This is a genomic window from Pseudomonas sp. FA-1 (genome assembly GCF_056856075.1).
Map to the genome: position 1 here is coordinate 838,040 of NZ_JBWXTH010000001.1, position 15,562 is coordinate 853,601.

Here is a 15,562-nt window from a genome sequence, read left to right on the forward strand (position 1 = left end):
TTCCTGATCTTATTGACCCGGAATGTCCTTGCGCAGTTTCACTGGCTCGTGCTCTTTGCCTTCCTTGCGTGCCAAGGCGGTGCGCATGCGGATGTTGATCGCCTCCACCGCCAGGGAGAACGCCATGGCGAAGTAGACGTAGCCTTTCGGCACGTGCACGTCGAAGGATTCGGCGATCAGCACGGTACCGACCACGATCAGGAACGACAGCGCGAGCATCTTCAGCGACGGGTGCTTGTCGATGAAGTCGCTGATGGTGCCGGCGCACAGCATCATCACCAGAACCGCGACGATGATCGCAGCGATCATCACCGGTACATGGGAGACCATGCCGACCGCGGTGATCACCGAGTCCAGGGAGAACACGATGTCGATGATGGCGATCTGGATGATGGTGTAGAAGAACTTGCCGCCCGCGCCCTTGGGCTCGTCCTGGCTTTCGTCTTCGCCTTCCAGGCCGTGGTAGATCTCCTGGGAGCTTTTCCACAGCAGGAACAGGCCGCCGAAGAACAGGATCAGGTCGCGCCCCGAGATGCCTTGGCCGAAGACCTCGAACAGGTCGTCGGTCAGGCGCATTACCCAGGTGATCGACAGCAACAGCATGATGCGGGTGATCATGGCCAGGGCCAGGCCGAAGATCCGGGTGCGCGGCTGCATGTGCTTGGGCATGCGGCTGACCAGAATCGAGATCATGATGATGTTGTCGATACCGAGAACGATCTCAAGCGCGGTAAGGGTAAAAAAGGCAACCCAGATTTCCGGGCTGGTCAGCCATTCCATGTGTAATCCTTCGAGTGGTAGAGGCGATACGCCCGGCTGGGCGCATCGCGATGTGGGGTTCGCCTTACAGGCTGCTGAACAACGGGAAGATGCCCATCAGCAACGCGGCGAGCATTATGCACATGCACACGAGCACTGCCCACTTCAGTGTGAAGCGCTGGTGATCGCCGAATTCGATACCCGCCAGGGCCACCAGCAGGTACGTAGAAGGTACCAGCGGGCTCAGCAGATGTACCGGCTGCCCGACGATCGACGCACGGGCCATTTCCACCGGGCTGATGCCGTAGTGGCTGGCAGCTTCCGACAGTACGGGCAGCACGCCGTAGTAGAACGCATCGTTGGACATGAAGAAGGTGAACGGCATGCTGACGATGGCCGTGATCACCGCCAGGTACGGTCCCAGAGCGTCTGGAATCACGGCCAGCAGGCTTTTGGACATGGCTTCGACCATGCCGGTACCCGACAGGATGCCGGTGAAAATGCCCGCTGCGAAGATCAGGCCGGTCACCGCCAGCACGCTGCCGGCATGGGCGGCGATGCGGTCTTTTTGCTGCTGCAGGCAGGGGTAGTTGACGATCATGGCGATGCTGAAGGCGATCATGAACAGCACCGGCAACGGCAGCGCACCGGCGATCAGGGCCACCATCAGGGCTGCGGTCAGGGCGCCGTTGAACCAGATCAGCTTCGGCCGGCGCGCTTCAGGGAACTGCGAGACGCTGATTTCGCTGTGATCGATGTCGTCGGTAGGCAAATGGAGTTCGCCCAAACGGGCCCGTTCGCGTTTGCCGTACATGTAGGCAATGGCCAGGATCGCCAACACACCGAAGACCATGGCCGGGATCATCGGCACGAAGATGTCCGAAGGGTCGACGTGCAGGGCGCTGGCAGCGCGGGCGGTGGGGCCACCCCAAGGGGTCATGTTCATCACGCCGCCGGCCAGGATGATCAGGCCGGCCATGATTCGCGGGCTCATGCCCAGGCGGCTGTACAGCGGCAGCATGGCGGCGCAGCAGATCATGTAGGTGGTAGCGCCGTCACCGTCGAGGGAAACCACCAGGGCCAGCACCGCCGTGCCGACCGAGACTTTCAGCGGGTCGCCCTTGACCAGTTTGAGAATCTTGCGCACGGCCGGGTCGAACAGGCCGGAGTCGATCATCAGGGCGAAATAGAGAATGGCGAACATCAGCATCACGCCGGTGGGCGCAAGCTTGCTGATGCCTTCGAGCATCATCGGGCCGATATGGCTGTAGAAGCCCCCGAACAGGGCGAACAGGATCGGTACCAGGATCAGGGCGATCAAGGCCGACAGGCGCTTGGTCATGATCAGGTACATGAACGAAATGACCATGGCGAAGCCGAGGAAGGTCAGCATGGCAGTACTCCAGGCGTGGCGCGGCGAAAGGAAAGTCGATTCGGGCGGATCAGCGCGTCAGGCGCTGCGCGGGGAGCAAGCGGGGGGAACAGCGAAAAGGCGGGCACAGGAAAACATCGGTATCACCATTGTTGTTGTTGATTGGGCCGGGCGCGGAATATTCCGGGTGCCCTGGCTGACCGGTCTGCTGCCGGTAGTGGGGCTATCCTATGGGCGCAACCTTTCAGCCAGCTTTCGCCTGGGACAAGGCGACCGGAGGTCATGCCGATGCCGAACGTACTGGAGGGGGGCTGCCATTGCGGCGCCCTGCGCTATCGTCTGGAGGGCGAGTTGAGGGATGTCGCCCATTGCCACTGCTCGATCTGTCGGCGGGTCAGCGGCGGGCTGGTGGTAACCTGGCTCACCTTGCCCCGTGAAGGTTTTCGGTGGTTGGCGGGTACACCCGACCGTTATGTCGCCCCCGCCAGTTGCAGCCGCTACTTCTGCGGCAACTGTGGGGCGCATGTGGCATTGGTGACCACGCGCAGTCCGCAGAGCATCGATGTGACAGTGGGGACCCTGGACCACCCAGAGCGGGTGCAGGCCAGGCGGCATATCTGGACCAGCAGCCGTTTGCCGTGGCTGCACCTGGATGAGGATTTGCCGGGCGAGGCGCAGGAGCGCCTTTAGCGATGGGTTGGCTGGGCGGGGACCAATCGCCGGCAAGCCGGCTCCCACAGGTATGGCGGTGCCTTTGAAAATAGCGCAGGACAGGTGGGAGCCGGCTTGCCGGCGATAGGGCCGGTACAGGCGGTTATGGTAATTGCAGGCCCCCCGCAGCCTTGTGCAACGCCCTCAGGTGCTCGCCAATCTGTTTCACGTTGGCTTCGACCGCTGCGATTTCCCTGGCCCGCGAAGGCTCTAGCAGCGCGCGCACTTCCTTGTCCAGGTCGGTGCTCAGGCGCAGCAGCTGGGCCTGCCGTTCGCGGCTGACCTTTTCCAGGTGCTCGCGCTCCTGCGGCTGCGGCAGGCCATAGCCCTTGGCCTCCAGCAGCTCCGCCGGGCGGCTGAGGAAGCCGCTGTTGGCGAGCATCTGCTGCAAGGTCTCGTTGGCCTTGGTGATGCTGCCATCCTTGAGTGCCGTGGCATTGAGGTAGCGCTGTTTGACCTCGTCCTGGGCCAGCAGTAGCTGGCGGCGCAGGCTGGCCTGCTCGAGCAGGAGCAGGGCCGCGCTGGTGCGCAGGTCGGCCTGTGGGAACCAGACACGGCGCTGCTCGGCATCCAGGGCCAGCCAGTCCTCGACCTTGTCCTGCTTGATCGGCAGTTGCTTTTTCAAGACGTCGAACATGGCCTGGTAGCGCTCGCGGTAGGAGTCGAAGCGATAGCCCAGGCGCAGGGCTTCGCGTGGGTCATCGAGCACGCTGGTATCGGCCAGCCCGCGTCCCTTGAGCACCTCCAGCAAGCCGTTGGGCATGATGCTGTCCAGGTCGTTGAAACGCGGGTTGCCGGTACCGCTGCGCAGCAATTTCAACGACTCCACCGCACAGTTGTTGGACAGGAAGAAGTAGCTGCCGTCATAGCTCCAGTGCATTTCAGCCGCCTGGCGCACCACGCTTTCCACTTCCTGGCGGGTCAGCTTGAGCGGGATCGAGGCCAGGCTGCGTAGCTCGGTCTTGGTGTATTCGTCGATCACCTGGCTCAACGGCAGCACGAACAGCCGCGAGGGGTAGGCGCCGGTCAGGCCGTCCCAGCTGGACAGCTGCAAGTCGTTGACGAATGCCCGGTAGGACAGCACCAGGTGCTGGTCCAGGTCCAGCCGGCAATCCGGGCCGCGTGGTCGGCCGGGGGCGCAGATGACCAGGCGTAGCATGCTATGGCCCCAGCGGCTGACCCAGTTCTGGTTGGCCTCGGCCAACAGGTAGTCGACTTCGTAGACCCGCTCGGGGTCGATCTCGCCCAAGGGCTGGCGGGCGAAGTCGCTGCCCGCATTGAGGAACGGCAGGCCGCTGGCGCATGGGGTGTGCTGCGGTGCCCAGCCGAAGTGCTCGCTTAGGTATTGGTTCAGGGCCGGCCGGCGGCAGGCGTAGCTCGGGTCGAGAAGGAAATACTCCATGTTGACCGCGATGTATTCCTTGGGACTGCTCAGCTCGTAGCTGTCGGGGCTGCGCACGAACTGGCCGTTGTGCTGCTCGCGCTCGCCGCGCCGGCCGACGTACTGCGGCCAGCCGGCCAGATCGAGCAAGCGTGGGTCATCGCTCAAGGTGAAGCGCCGTTCTGCCTGGCCGCGGCACTGTTGCGGCAGGCCGATCTTGCCCAGGCTGCCTTGTTGGCGCTTGCAACGAGTGATCAGCTGACGCTCGGCGGCAGGCCACAGGCGCGCGCGGTCGTAGATGTGGGTCAGTTCATGGAGCACCGTGGCCAGCAGTTCCTGGCGCACCGTGCCGTGGGGGCGGCCGGTCTGCTCGCGGGCGGCGCTGCCATCGACCAGGCCGGGCAATAGGCGGCGGTTGAGGTCGAGCGTCGAGACCAAGGAGGCCTGGCCGTAGGCATCGGCAGGCATGTGCGCGTTCCAGCCGACCAGGATGTGCCGGTCCAGTTGCTGTTTGAAGCGCGGCGGAAGTTTCGCCATGGCCTCGTCGAGCAGGGCCTGGGTGGCCTGCTGCTGCTGAGGGTCGAGGCCGGTTGTCTGCAGCTCGAGCTGCAGATCTGCCAGAGCGGGCGTGCCGAGCAGCGTCAGGGCGCAGCCCAGCAGCCAGGCACGCACGCGCTTCACAGGGCGAGAATGGCTTCGGCCAATACCTGGTCGCTGGCGTCGTGCGCTTCGGGGACGCGCTGGCGAATGGTGTTGAAGGCGGCTTCGAGCTGGGCGCCCCGGATCTCGCCGCGGCTGGCGACAAAGCTGGCCGCGTCGTCGTGGGCTTGCTGCACGACCTTCGAATCGCGGATGGAGGTGGTGGTATCAGAGGTGAAATCGATCGAACGGCCAAAGGCACGGACGATGATATTGCTGGTGGCCACCAGGGTTTGTGCCTGGGCCAGGTCTGCCAGCAGCAGCATGCCGAGGGCGGCGGCAATCAGCGGTTTACGCATGGAGCATCTCCGGAGGATACGGGTATTCATTGGACGAGAATCGCTTCGGCCAGTTCAAGGTCGCCGACAGAATGATGCGGGTGGGCATGACGTAGCGAACTGAGGGCCGCCTGCAGGCGTGCGCCACGGATCAGGCCGTCTGTGGCGACGAAGGCCGCGGCATCGTCACGGGCTTGGATGACCAGTTTGCGATCGAACGGCGCGGTGGTCACCTGGCTGGTGACATAACCGCTGGCGACCAGGCTCTGGGTGGTGACATCCATGGCATGGGCGCTTCCCATGCCGACGAAGGCGAACAGCAATGGCAACAGATAACGCATGACTTTCGAGAGACGTTGGACGTGGACGGCGAAGGCTACCCCGGAAGCGCCGGCCAAGGCCAGCGTATCCGGGTTGGAGCGTCGTGGATCAGAGCGCCAGGATGGCCTGGGCCAGTTGCGCGTCGCTGGCTTGCAGGCTTGGCTGCTGCTCGCGGATATGAATGAAAGCGCTTTCCAGCTTGGCACCGCGGATGGCGCCTTCGCTGCCGACGAAGGTCGCGGCATCGTCACGGGCGGCCTGGACGACCTTGTCGTCTTTCAAGGACGAGGAGAGATCGGAAGTCGCGTCGGTGGAGGCGGCGACACCGCGCACGACCGCGTCAGTCGTGACGACGAAGCTGGAGGCGTTGGCAGTGCCGGCCAGGGCCAGCAGCAGGGCGGCGCCGATGAAATGGTTACGGGACATGGTCGTGGACTCCTGCGTAAGGGTCTTGGGGTGGTTCTGGTTATCGGGCGTCGCTCGGCTCGTCACGGTATTTGCCAAGCGGCTGAAGCGAAGCGTATCACGCGCCAGTGCAATGCAGCTCATCGCCGACAGTTTTTGCATAACTGTTTCGGTTCTAATTGGTTATTCGAAAACTGTATTGGTATTGGCTGTAAGCCCCATGCCAGACGCTTGGAAAACAAAAAGCCCGTCGCGGTCTCCCGCGACGGGCTTCAGGAATTCTGGGGTGCTGGCCGAGGCCAGCGAGCCCGGGCTTAGCGCCAGAACGGCTTGCTCAGCTCTTCGTAACGCTGCGACTCGCTGATACCGGCGTCGGCCAGCAGGCGGGCGTCCAGGCGAGCCAGCTGACGGCGGCTGGAGACGCGACGCTGCCACAGCAGCAGGGTCGACAGGGCGCGCAGAGGCAGCGAAGCGTGGGAGGCTTGAGCGTTGTTTTCAAAAACCAGGTCGGAACTGAGGGTGCGTTCCATGATGTGTCATCCTTCCGCTTGTGGCGGCATTAGGTAGTGATTTAACTGATGCCAATGATCCTCCTCTGTCGTCCAGAACAGTAGATACAGTTCATCTGTATTGCGATGGCTCAGTTAACTGTTTAACCCGACTGTTGCACTTGAAATTGGCGCAACTGTACTGGTCAGCACTGATTTGGTGCATTTTTTAACTGTGAAGGAATTTGCGAGGCGGGAAGGCCGGTTATTTACCGGTACAGTTGAACAGTTTTTGGTAGTTTCTGTTCGGGCTGTTTTGAAACTGTGGTGGTCGTCTGTAGGAGCGGGCTTGTCCCGCGATCAAGGGCGAAGCCATTGCCTGCCATAAAAACGTGATGGCAGGGCAGCCTAATCGCGGGGCAAGCCCGCTCCTACAGGGTTCAATCAAGACAGCTGTGGATCAGCTGGCGAGCATGCGTCCACTTTCTTCCAGGTTTTCGTGCCAGCTCAGCGCCTCGCGCAGGATGTGCGGGGTATGGCCGCCACGCTGACAGGCGCGGTCGAAGTAGTCGTTGAGCGCAGCGCGGTAGTCTGGGTGTACACAGTTGTCGATGATCGCCCGGGCACGTTCGCGTGGCGCCAGACCGCGCAGGTCGGCCAGGCCTTGCTCGGTGACGAGGATATCCACGTCGTGCTCGGTGTGGTCTACATGGCTGACCATCGGAACCACGCTGGAAATCGCACCGCCCTTGGCGATCGACTTGGTGACGAACACCGCCAGGTGGGCGTTGCGGGCGAAGTCGCCGGAGCCACCGATGCCGTTCATCATCTTGGTGCCGCAGACGTGGGTCGAGTTGACGTTGCCATAGATGTCGAACTCAAGCGCAGTGTTGATGCCGATGATCCCCAGGCGGCGCACCACTTCCGGGTGGTTGGAGATCTCTTGCGGGCGCAGCACAAGCTTGTCCTTGTAACGCTCCAGGTTGCCGAACACATCGGCATTGCGGCGCGTCGACAGGGTGATCGAGCTGCCCGAGGCGAAGCGCAGCTTGCCGGCGTCGATCAGGTCGAAGGTCGAGTCCTGCAGGACTTCGGAGTACATGGTCAGGTCTTCGAACGGCGACTCGATCAGGCCGCACATCACCGCGTTGGCAATGCTGCCGATGCCTGCCTGCAGTGGGCCGAGCTTGTTGGTCATGCGGCCTGCGTCCACTTCGCGCTTGAAGAAGTCGATCAGGTGATCGGCGATGGCCTGGGTCTCGTGGTCCGGTGGCAGCACGGTGGACGGCGAGTCCGGCTGGTCGCTGATGACGATGCCGACGATCTTCGCCGGGTCGATCGGAATGGCGGTGCTGCCGATGCGGTCATCCACCTTCACCAACGGGATCGGGGTGCGAGTCGGGCGGTAGGTGGGGATATAGATGTCGTGCAGGCCTTCGAGGTTGGCATTGTGCGACAGGTTGATCTCGACGATGACCTGCTTGGCGAAGATCGCGAAGCTAGCCGAGTTACCCACCGAGGTGGTCGGTACGATGTGGCCTTGTTCGGTGATCGCCACCGCTTCGATGACTGCGATGTCCGGCAGCTTGAGCTGCTGGTTGCGCAGTTGCTCGACGGTTTCCGACAGATGCTGGTCGATGAACATCACATGGCCGTCATTGATGGCCTTGCGCAGGGTGCTGTCCACCTGGAACGGCATGCGCCGGGCCAGGACACCGGCCTCGGTCAGCTGCTTGTCCAGGTCGTTACCCAGGCTGGCGCCGGTCATCAGGCTGATCTTCAGGGGCGATTGCCTGGCGCGTTCGGCCAGGGCATGGGGCACGGCCTTGGCTTCGCCGGCGCGGGTGAAACCGCTCATGCCGACGGTCATGCCGTCCTGGATCAGGCCAGCGGCATCAGCCGCACTCATTACCTTGCTGTGCAGGGAGGACAAGCGGATACGATCACGGTACATGGATTGTTATCTCGGGCTACTGAAGCTACTGGAGCGCAGTCTAGAGATTTCACCCGGTGCCGTCCCGCGACCATGGTCGTAGGCGAAGGCTGGAAATAGAGCCGTTGATCTGGATCATCTAAATGCGACAGCCCCCGGGAAGGTCGTTCCCGGGGGCTGTTCAAATTGCTGTGCGGGCCTTATCGCCGGCTTGCCGGCCATGGGCTGCAAATTGCCCTGGAAGAGGCGTGTTACTCGACCGCCTTGACCATGTCCTCGATCACCTTCTTGGCATCGCCGAACACCATCATGGTCTTGTCCAGGTAGAAGAGTTCGTTATCCAGCCCAGCATAGCCGCTGGCCATGGAGCGCTTGTTGACGATGATGGTCTTGGCCTTGAACGCCTCGAGGATCGGCATGCCGGCGATAGGCGACTTGGGGTCGTTCTTCGCAGCAGGGTTGACCACGTCGTTGGCGCCCAGCACCAGCACCACATCGGCCTGGCCGAAGTCGGCGTTGATGTCTTCCATCTCGAACACCTGGTCGTATGGCACCTCGGCCTCGGCCAGCAGCACGTTCATGTGCCCGGGCATACGACCTGCCACCGGGTGGATCGCATACTTCACGTTCACCCCGTTGTGGGTCAGCTTCTCGGTCAGCTCCTTGAGCGCATGCTGGGCGCGGGCCACCGCCAGGCCGTAGCCAGGAACGATGATCACACTGTCGGCGTTGCTCAACAGGAAGGTAGCATCGTCGGCCGAGCCGGACTTCACCGGGCGCTGCTCCTTGGAGCCGGCAGCTGCGCCTGCGTCTACATCAGCGCCGAAGCCGCCGAGAATGACGTTGAAGAACGAGCGGTTCATCGCCTTGCACATGATGTAGGAGAGGATTGCACCGGACGAGCCCACCAGGGAGCCTGCGATGATCAGCATCGAGTTGTTCAGCGAGAAGCCGATACCCGCCGCGGCCCAGCCCGAGTAGCTGTTGAGCATCGACACCACCACCGGCATATCGGCGCCACCGATCGGGATGATGATCAGCACGCCCATGATGAAGGCCAGGGCCAGCATCAGGGTGAAGGCGCTGTAATGGCCGGTGAAGGTGAACAGCAGGCCCAGTGCGATGGTGGTCAGGCCCAGGATCAGGTTCAGCTTGTGCTGGCCGGCGAATTGTACCGGTGCGCCCTGGAACAGGCGGAACTTGTACTTGCCAGACAGCTTGCCGAAGGCGATCACCGAGCCGGAGAAGGTGATAGCACCGATCGCAGCACCCAGGAACAGCTCCAGGCGGTTGCCGGTGGGGATCGGGTCGCTGATGCTGGCGACGATGCCCAGCGATTGCGGTTCGAGTACCGCGGCGATGGCGATGAACACCGCTGCCAGGCCGATCATGCTGTGCATGAAGGCGACCAGTTCAGGCATCTTGGTCATTTCCACGCGCTTGGCCATGATCGAGCCTGCGGTACCGCCGATCAGCAGGCCGACGATCACGTAGCCGATGCCGGCGGTGGCCAACTCGGCACCGAGCTTATAGATGAGGCCGACAGTGGTGAGGATCGCGATCCCCATCCCGATCATGCCGAACAGGTTGCCCCGACGCGACGTCGTCGGGTGCGACAGCCCCTTGAGCGCCTGGATGAAGCAGACCGAGGCGACCAGGTAGAGAAGCGTTACCAGATTCATGCTCATGCTTACTTCTGCGCCTCGTTCTTGGTTTTCTTCTTGAACATTTCCAGCATGCGGCGGGTGACCAGGAAGCCACCGAAGACGTTGACCGCCGCCAGGGCCACGGCCAAGGTCCCCATCACCTTGCCGGCAGGGGTGACAGTCAGGGCGGCAGCCAGCATGGCGCCGACGATGACGATTGCGGAAATGGCGTTGGTAACGGCCATCAACGGCGTGTGCAGGGCCGGGGTGACGTTCCATACCACGTGGTAGCCCACATAGATGGCCAGCACGAAGATGATCAGGTTGTAGATGCCATGGGAAATCAGCATGTCTTCCATTGTCGTGCTCCTTAGCCGTTCTTGCGCACGACCTGGCCGTCGCGGCACATCAGGCACGCGGCGACGATGTCGTCTTCGAGGTTAATGACCAGCGCGCCGTCCTTGTCGAACAGCAGCTTCATGAAGTCCAGCAGGTTGCGTGCATACAGCGCCGAGGCGTCCGCACCCACCTGGGCCGGTAGGTTGGTCGGGCCGACGATGGTCACGCCGTTCTCTACGACTACCTGGTCCGGTACGGTCAGCGGGCAGTTGCCGCCCTGGGCGGCAGCCAAGTCGATGACCACGGCGCCGGGCTTCATCTGCGCGACGGTTTCCGCGCTGAGCAGGGTTGGCGCCTTGCGCCCCGGGATGAGCGCTGTGGTGATGACGATATCGGACTGTTTGGCGCGCTCGTGCACCGCCTGGGCCTGGCGCTGCATCCAGCTGGCCGGCATGGGGCGGGCGTAACCGCCGACACCTTCGGCGCACTCGCGCTCTTCATCGGTTTCGTAGGGAACATCGATGAACTTGGCGCCGAGCGACTCGATCTGCTCCTTGACTGCCGGGCGCACGTCCGAGGCCTCGATCACCGCCCCCAGGCGCTTGGCCGTGGCGATGGCCTGCAGGCCAGCGACGCCAGCGCCGAGGATCAGCACGCGAGCAGCTTTCACGGTACCTGCGGCAGTCATCAACATAGGCATGAAGCGCGGGTAGTGATGGGCAGCCAGCAACACGGCCTTGTAGCCGGCAATATTGGCCTGGGACGACAGCACGTCCAGGCTTTGGGCGCGCGATGTGCGTGGCGCGGCCTCAAGGGCGAAGGCGGTAATGCCGCGCTCGGCCATCTTGGCGATCAGTTCGCTGTTGAACGGGTTGAGCATGCCTACCAGCAGGCTGCCGCTGTTGATCTGGGCAAGCTCCTGGTCGTTGGGCGCGACGACCTTCAGCACCAGCTGCGCGCCGAATGCATCGGCAGCGTTGCCCAGGGAGGCGCCAACGGCTTCATAGGCACTGTCCGGAATGCTGGCGTTGAGCCCTGCCCCCCGTTGGACGGTGACCTGATGCCCCTGGCCAACCAGCTTCTTGATGGTTTCCGGGGTAGCGGCGACCCGCGTTTCGCCCGTCTGCGTCTCGAGAGGAACACCAATGTGCACGACTTTGTCTCCTGCGGTGACCTTTTGTCTTTGTTGAAACCAGTGCACTTCGGGTGGTGCATCTGGAGCGGCCGTTCAGCAACGAACCCGCCTGAATCCCGGGCGGGCCGAGCATTTTGCAGACGAACCGAAGGGGCTTCAACCGGTTCTGGAGCGATACGAAGCCAAAACTACAAGTCACCCTGTGACCGTATGTCGCAACGATTCGAAAGCAGCCCGTCAAATGCGGGCAATTCAGAGATTACGGCAAAATTTGCAATTTTTTGTAGGCGTTGCGCGGATACGTTCGTGGATGTCGCAAATAAACCCTGAAAGCCGCGTGGTTGGGAGGCTTGAGTGCATTTTTCAGATAAGCAGGAACAGTTTGTTTATTCGCGACAATTCCTTATATCTGTAGGTGTTTAAAATAATTGACTACAGAGTCAGGAATGAAGGTCGTCACGGTGGGTTGCGGTATAGCGTGCGGCCTGTTCTACCAGCCAGTCGCGGAAGGCCCGAAGCGAGGCGGATTCCACCTTGCGCTCCGGAATCATCAGGTAGTAGGCCTTGGCGCTGGTCAGGGCCTGGCGATTGGCGATGACCAGCCTGCCCTCCTCCAGCTCGCGCTGGATGAGGAACGGCGGAATCAGTGCAATGCCCATCTCATGCATGGCTGCCTGGGCCAGCATGGAGAATAGCTCATAGCGTGGGCCTGTCATGTCGCGTTCCACGGTCATGCCCAGCTTGCCGAACCATTGGCGCCAGGCGTAGGGCCTGGTGGTTTGCTGCAGCAGCGGCAACTCGGCGATGCGCTGTGCCTCCAGGCTGGCCTGCCCTCCCAACAGCGTCGGGTTGCATACAGGCACGGGGTTTTCGCCCATCAGCCGGTGGGACTGGGTGCCGGACCAGTCCGCGTCCCCGAAATAGATAGCGGCATCGAAGGCTGTATCGGCGAACAGGAACGGACGCGTGCGGTTGGTGAGGTTGACCGTGACTTCCGGATGACGCTGTTGGAAATCCTTCAACCGCGGCAGCAGCCATTGCGTGCCGAATGTCGGCACCACGGCCAGTTCGATCACGTTGGCGCCCTGCTGGCGCATCACCGACAAAGTGTCTCGTTCCACCGCGTCGAGTTGCGCAGCCACCTGGCGGCTGTAGGAAAGGCCGGCCTCGGTCAGCTTTACGCCGCGGCGAGAACGCCTGAACAGCTCGACATTGAGAAAGGCTTCCAGGCCGCCGATCTGGCGACAAACGGCCCCTTGCGTCAAGGCCAGTTCCTGCGCCGCCTTGGTGAAGCTCTCGTGGCGGGCGGCCGCTTCGAAGCAGACCAAGGCCGTGGTGCTGGGGATCTTGCGGCGCATGTACGTTAACCTCACTTCTCGGGCGTTGAATATGGCGTTTTGTACCATTTCGGAGTGACAAAATATCACTAAAGCGTGCGCAATCCTCGTTTGTCCCCGCGGTTGATCAGGCCTAGGATCAAGGCACAAGATATTTTCGTTCCCATATTTCGAGGAATTCGCTCATGGCCGGTAAAGCAAGCTTCAACTGGATCGACCCGCTGCTGCTCGACCAGCAGCTCACTGAAGAAGAGCGCATGGTTCGTGACAGCGCCTATCAGTTCGCCCAGGACAAGCTGGCCCCACGCGTGCTGGAGGCCTTCCGCCACGAGCAGACCGACCCTGCGATCTTCCGTGAAATGGGCGAAGTCGGCCTGCTGGGTGCGACGATTCCGGCCGAGTACGGTGGCAGCGGCTTGAATTATGTGTGCTACGGCCTGATCGCCCGTGAGGTGGAGCGCATCGACTCTGGCTACCGCTCGATGATGAGCGTGCAGTCGTCGTTGGTGATGGTGCCGATCAATGAGTTCGGCAGCGAAGCGCAGAAACAGAAATACCTGCCCAAGCTGGCCACCGGTGAGTGGATCGGCTGCTTCGGCCTGACCGAACCCAACCATGGTTCCGACCCAGGCTCGATGATCACCCGTGCACGCTCGGTCGACGGCGGCTACCGTCTGACCGGCAGCAAGATGTGGATCACCAACAGCCCGATCGCCGACGTGTTCGTGGTCTGGGCCAAGGATGATGCCGGCGATATCCGCGGCTTCATCCTCGAGAAGGGCTGGGAAGGCCTGAGCGCTCCGGCCATCCATGGCAAGGTTGGCCTGCGTGCGTCGATCACCGGTGAAATCGTCATGGACAACGTGTTCGTGCCGCAAGAGAACATCTTCCCCGAAGTGCGAGGCCTCAAAGGCCCGTTCACCTGCCTGAACTCGGCCCGCTATGGCATCTCCTGGGGCGCGCTGGGTGCGGCCGAGGCGTGCTGGCATACCGCTCGCCAGTACACCCTGGACCGCAAGCAGTTCGGCCGCCCGCTGGCGGCCAACCAGCTGATCCAGAAGAAGCTGGCCGATATGCAGACCGAGATCACCCTGGCCCTGCAAGGCTGCCTGCGCCTGGGCCGGATGAAGGACGAAGGCACCGCAGCAGTGGAAATCACCTCGATCATGAAGCGCAACTCCTGCGGCAAGGCCCTGGATATCGCGCGCATGGCTCGCGACATGCTCGGCGGCAATGGCATCTCCGACGAGTTCGGTGTGGCCCGTCACCTGGTCAACCTCGAGGTGGTGAATACCTACGAAGGCACCCATGACGTCCATGCGCTGATCCTTGGCCGCGCCCAGACCGGCATTCAGGCGTTCTACTGATCGGAGGAGCCTGCCATGGGGGCGCTATCACATTTGCGGGTGCTGGACCTTTCGCGCGTGCTGGCGGGGCCTTGGTCCGGCCAGATCCTCGCCGACCTTGGGGCCGACGTGATCAAGGTCGAGCGCCCTGGCACGGGTGATGACACCCGCTCCTGGGGCCCGCCCTTCCTCAAGGACGCCCAAGGCGAGAACACCAGCGAGGCGGCTTATTATCTCTCGGCCAACCGCAACAAGCGGTCGGTGACCATCGACTTCACCCAGCCGGACGGCCAGCGCCTGGTACGCGAGTTGGCGGCCAAGTCGGATATCGTCATAGAGAACTTCAAGGTGGGTGGGTTGGCCGCCTATGGGCTGGACTACGAGAGCCTGAAAGCGGTCAACCCGAAGCTTATCTATTGTTCGATCACCGGGTTCGGGCAAACCGGGCCTTATGCCAAGCGTGCGGGCTATGACTTCATGATCCAGGGGCTGGGTGGGCTGATGAGCCTGACCGGGCGTCCCGAGGGTGACGAGGGGGCTGGCCCTATAAAGGTTGGCGTTGCCTTGACCGACATCCTGACCGGGCTCTACTCGACGGTCGCGATCCTGGCGGCTCTGGCCTATCGTGACCAGACTGGCGTCGGTCAGCATGTCGATATGGCGCTGCTGGATGTGCAAGTAGCCTGCCTGGCGAACCAGGCGATGAACTACCTCACCACGGGCACGCCGCCTCGGCGCCTGGGCAATGCACACCCGAACATCGTGCCTTATCAGGACTTCCCGACCGCGGATGGCAATTTCATCCTCACCGTGGGCAACGATGGTCAGTTCCGCAAGTTCGCCGAAGTAGCCGGGCAGCCGCAGTGGGCGGATGACCCACGCTTTGCCACCAACAAGCAGCGGGTTGCCAACCGTGCCGAACTGATTCCATTGATTCGCCAGGCCACGGTGTTCAAGACCACGGCCGAGTGGGTCAGCGAATTGGAAAAGGCCGGCGTGCCCTGCGGGCCGATCAACGACCTGGCGCAGATGTTCCAAGACCCGCAGGTGCTGGCCCGAGGCTTGGCGCTGAATATCGCCCACCCGCTTGCGGGCAGTGTGCCGCAGGTGGCGAGCCCTATTCGGTTGTCCGAAACACCGGTGGAATATCGTCAGGCCCCTCCTTTGCTGGGTGAGCATACCAATGCGGTACTGGAGGAGGTGTTGGGGATGGATGTCGAGGCGGTACAGCGCTTGCGGGGGGCTGGGGTGCTGTGAACTGCTTGTAGCTATATAAGCAGCGGGAAGGCCGAAAGGCTTTCCCGTTTTGTTTTTCGGCGATATTAAAGTTTTTTGAAAATAACGGTTGACGTGCCGTTTCAGGGGCCTATAATGCGCCCCACTTCCGACGCAGTCGAAACGCAAAACTCCTT

The 15,562-nt window shown here is 62.2% G+C and carries 15 protein-coding genes; 3 read left to right on the plus strand and 12 right to left on the minus strand.

Annotation, left to right across the window (positions count from 1 at the left end; all coding sequences use genetic code 11):
- Positions 1–9 precede the first annotated feature (9 nt).
- Positions 10–780, minus strand: coding sequence for a TerC family protein (locus AC1MHZ_RS03885; RefSeq protein WP_084855158.1), 771 nt, complete (start codon positions 778–780; stop codon positions 10–12).
- Positions 781–844: 64 nt separating this feature from the next.
- Complete coding sequence (locus AC1MHZ_RS03890) at positions 845–2,152, minus strand: CitMHS family transporter (RefSeq protein ID WP_084855157.1); 1,308 nt, start codon at positions 2,150–2,152, stop codon at positions 845–847.
- Positions 2,153–2,419: 267 nt separating this feature from the next.
- Here AC1MHZ_RS03890 and AC1MHZ_RS03895 point away from each other — a divergent pair, with 267 nt between their 5' ends.
- Complete coding sequence (locus tag AC1MHZ_RS03895) at positions 2,420–2,821, plus strand: GFA family protein (RefSeq protein ID WP_084855415.1); 402 nt, start codon at positions 2,420–2,422, stop codon at positions 2,819–2,821.
- Between the two features lie 124 nt (positions 2,822–2,945).
- Here AC1MHZ_RS03895 and AC1MHZ_RS03900 read toward each other — a convergent pair whose 3' ends face one another.
- The 10 genes from AC1MHZ_RS03900 to AC1MHZ_RS03945 all read right to left on the minus strand — a co-directional run bounded on the left by AC1MHZ_RS03900 (position 2,946) and on the right by AC1MHZ_RS03945 (position 12,825).
- The gene (locus AC1MHZ_RS03900; protein ID WP_368828683.1) at positions 2,946–4,904 is read right to left on the minus strand and encodes a DUF7844 domain-containing protein; all 1,959 of its coding nucleotides are present in this window, start codon (positions 4,902–4,904) and stop codon (positions 2,946–2,948) included.
- Positions 4,901–5,221 (minus strand): DUF2388 domain-containing protein, encoded by a 321-nt coding sequence (locus tag AC1MHZ_RS03905; protein ID WP_482966028.1) that lies wholly within the window; start codon positions 5,219–5,221, stop codon positions 4,901–4,903. The genes AC1MHZ_RS03900 and AC1MHZ_RS03905 overlap by 4 nt, the downstream gene beginning before the upstream one ends.
- A 26-nt stretch (positions 5,222–5,247) precedes the next feature.
- Complete coding sequence (locus tag AC1MHZ_RS03910; protein ID WP_084855154.1) at positions 5,248–5,541, minus strand: DUF2388 domain-containing protein; 294 nt, start codon at positions 5,539–5,541, stop codon at positions 5,248–5,250.
- A gap of 88 nt (positions 5,542–5,629) precedes the next feature.
- Positions 5,630–5,947 (minus strand): DUF2388 domain-containing protein, encoded by a 318-nt coding sequence (locus AC1MHZ_RS03915; RefSeq protein WP_084855153.1) that lies wholly within the window; start codon positions 5,945–5,947, stop codon positions 5,630–5,632.
- Between the two features lie 293 nt (positions 5,948–6,240).
- On the minus strand, positions 6,241–6,456 hold the full coding sequence (locus AC1MHZ_RS03920) for a DUF1127 domain-containing protein (RefSeq protein WP_084855152.1): 216 nt from the start codon (positions 6,454–6,456) through the stop codon (positions 6,241–6,243).
- Between the two features lie 418 nt (positions 6,457–6,874).
- Complete coding sequence (locus AC1MHZ_RS03925) at positions 6,875–8,368, minus strand: acetyl-CoA hydrolase/transferase family protein (RefSeq protein ID WP_482966029.1); 1,494 nt, start codon at positions 8,366–8,368, stop codon at positions 6,875–6,877.
- A gap of 230 nt (positions 8,369–8,598) precedes the next feature.
- Positions 8,599–10,035 (minus strand): NAD(P)(+) transhydrogenase (Re/Si-specific) subunit beta, encoded by a 1,437-nt coding sequence (locus tag AC1MHZ_RS03930; protein WP_084855150.1) that lies wholly within the window; start codon positions 10,033–10,035, stop codon positions 8,599–8,601.
- A 2-nt stretch (positions 10,036–10,037) separates the two neighbouring features.
- Positions 10,038–10,352, minus strand: coding sequence for an NAD(P) transhydrogenase subunit alpha part 2 (locus AC1MHZ_RS03935; protein WP_008097413.1), 315 nt, complete (start codon positions 10,350–10,352; stop codon positions 10,038–10,040).
- An 11-nt stretch (positions 10,353–10,363) separates the two neighbouring features.
- Positions 10,364–11,485 (minus strand): Re/Si-specific NAD(P)(+) transhydrogenase subunit alpha, encoded by a 1,122-nt coding sequence (locus tag AC1MHZ_RS03940; protein WP_482966030.1) that lies wholly within the window; start codon positions 11,483–11,485, stop codon positions 10,364–10,366.
- 422 nt (positions 11,486–11,907) lie between these two features.
- The gene (locus AC1MHZ_RS03945; protein ID WP_084855148.1) at positions 11,908–12,825 is read right to left on the minus strand and encodes a LysR family transcriptional regulator; all 918 of its coding nucleotides are present in this window, start codon (positions 12,823–12,825) and stop codon (positions 11,908–11,910) included.
- Positions 12,826–12,989: 164 nt separating this feature from the next.
- Here AC1MHZ_RS03945 and AC1MHZ_RS03950 point away from each other — a divergent pair, with 164 nt between their 5' ends.
- Together AC1MHZ_RS03950 and AC1MHZ_RS03955 are read left to right on the plus strand one after the other, a co-directional pair.
- A complete protein-coding gene (locus tag AC1MHZ_RS03950) occupies positions 12,990–14,171 on the plus strand; it encodes an acyl-CoA dehydrogenase (RefSeq protein ID WP_084855147.1) in 1,182 nt (393 codons plus the stop codon).
- Positions 14,172–14,186: 15 nt separating this feature from the next.
- The gene (locus AC1MHZ_RS03955) at positions 14,187–15,407 is read left to right on the plus strand and encodes a CaiB/BaiF CoA transferase family protein (protein ID WP_084855146.1); all 1,221 of its coding nucleotides are present in this window, start codon (positions 14,187–14,189) and stop codon (positions 15,405–15,407) included.
- Positions 15,408–15,562: the final 155 nt, after the last annotated feature.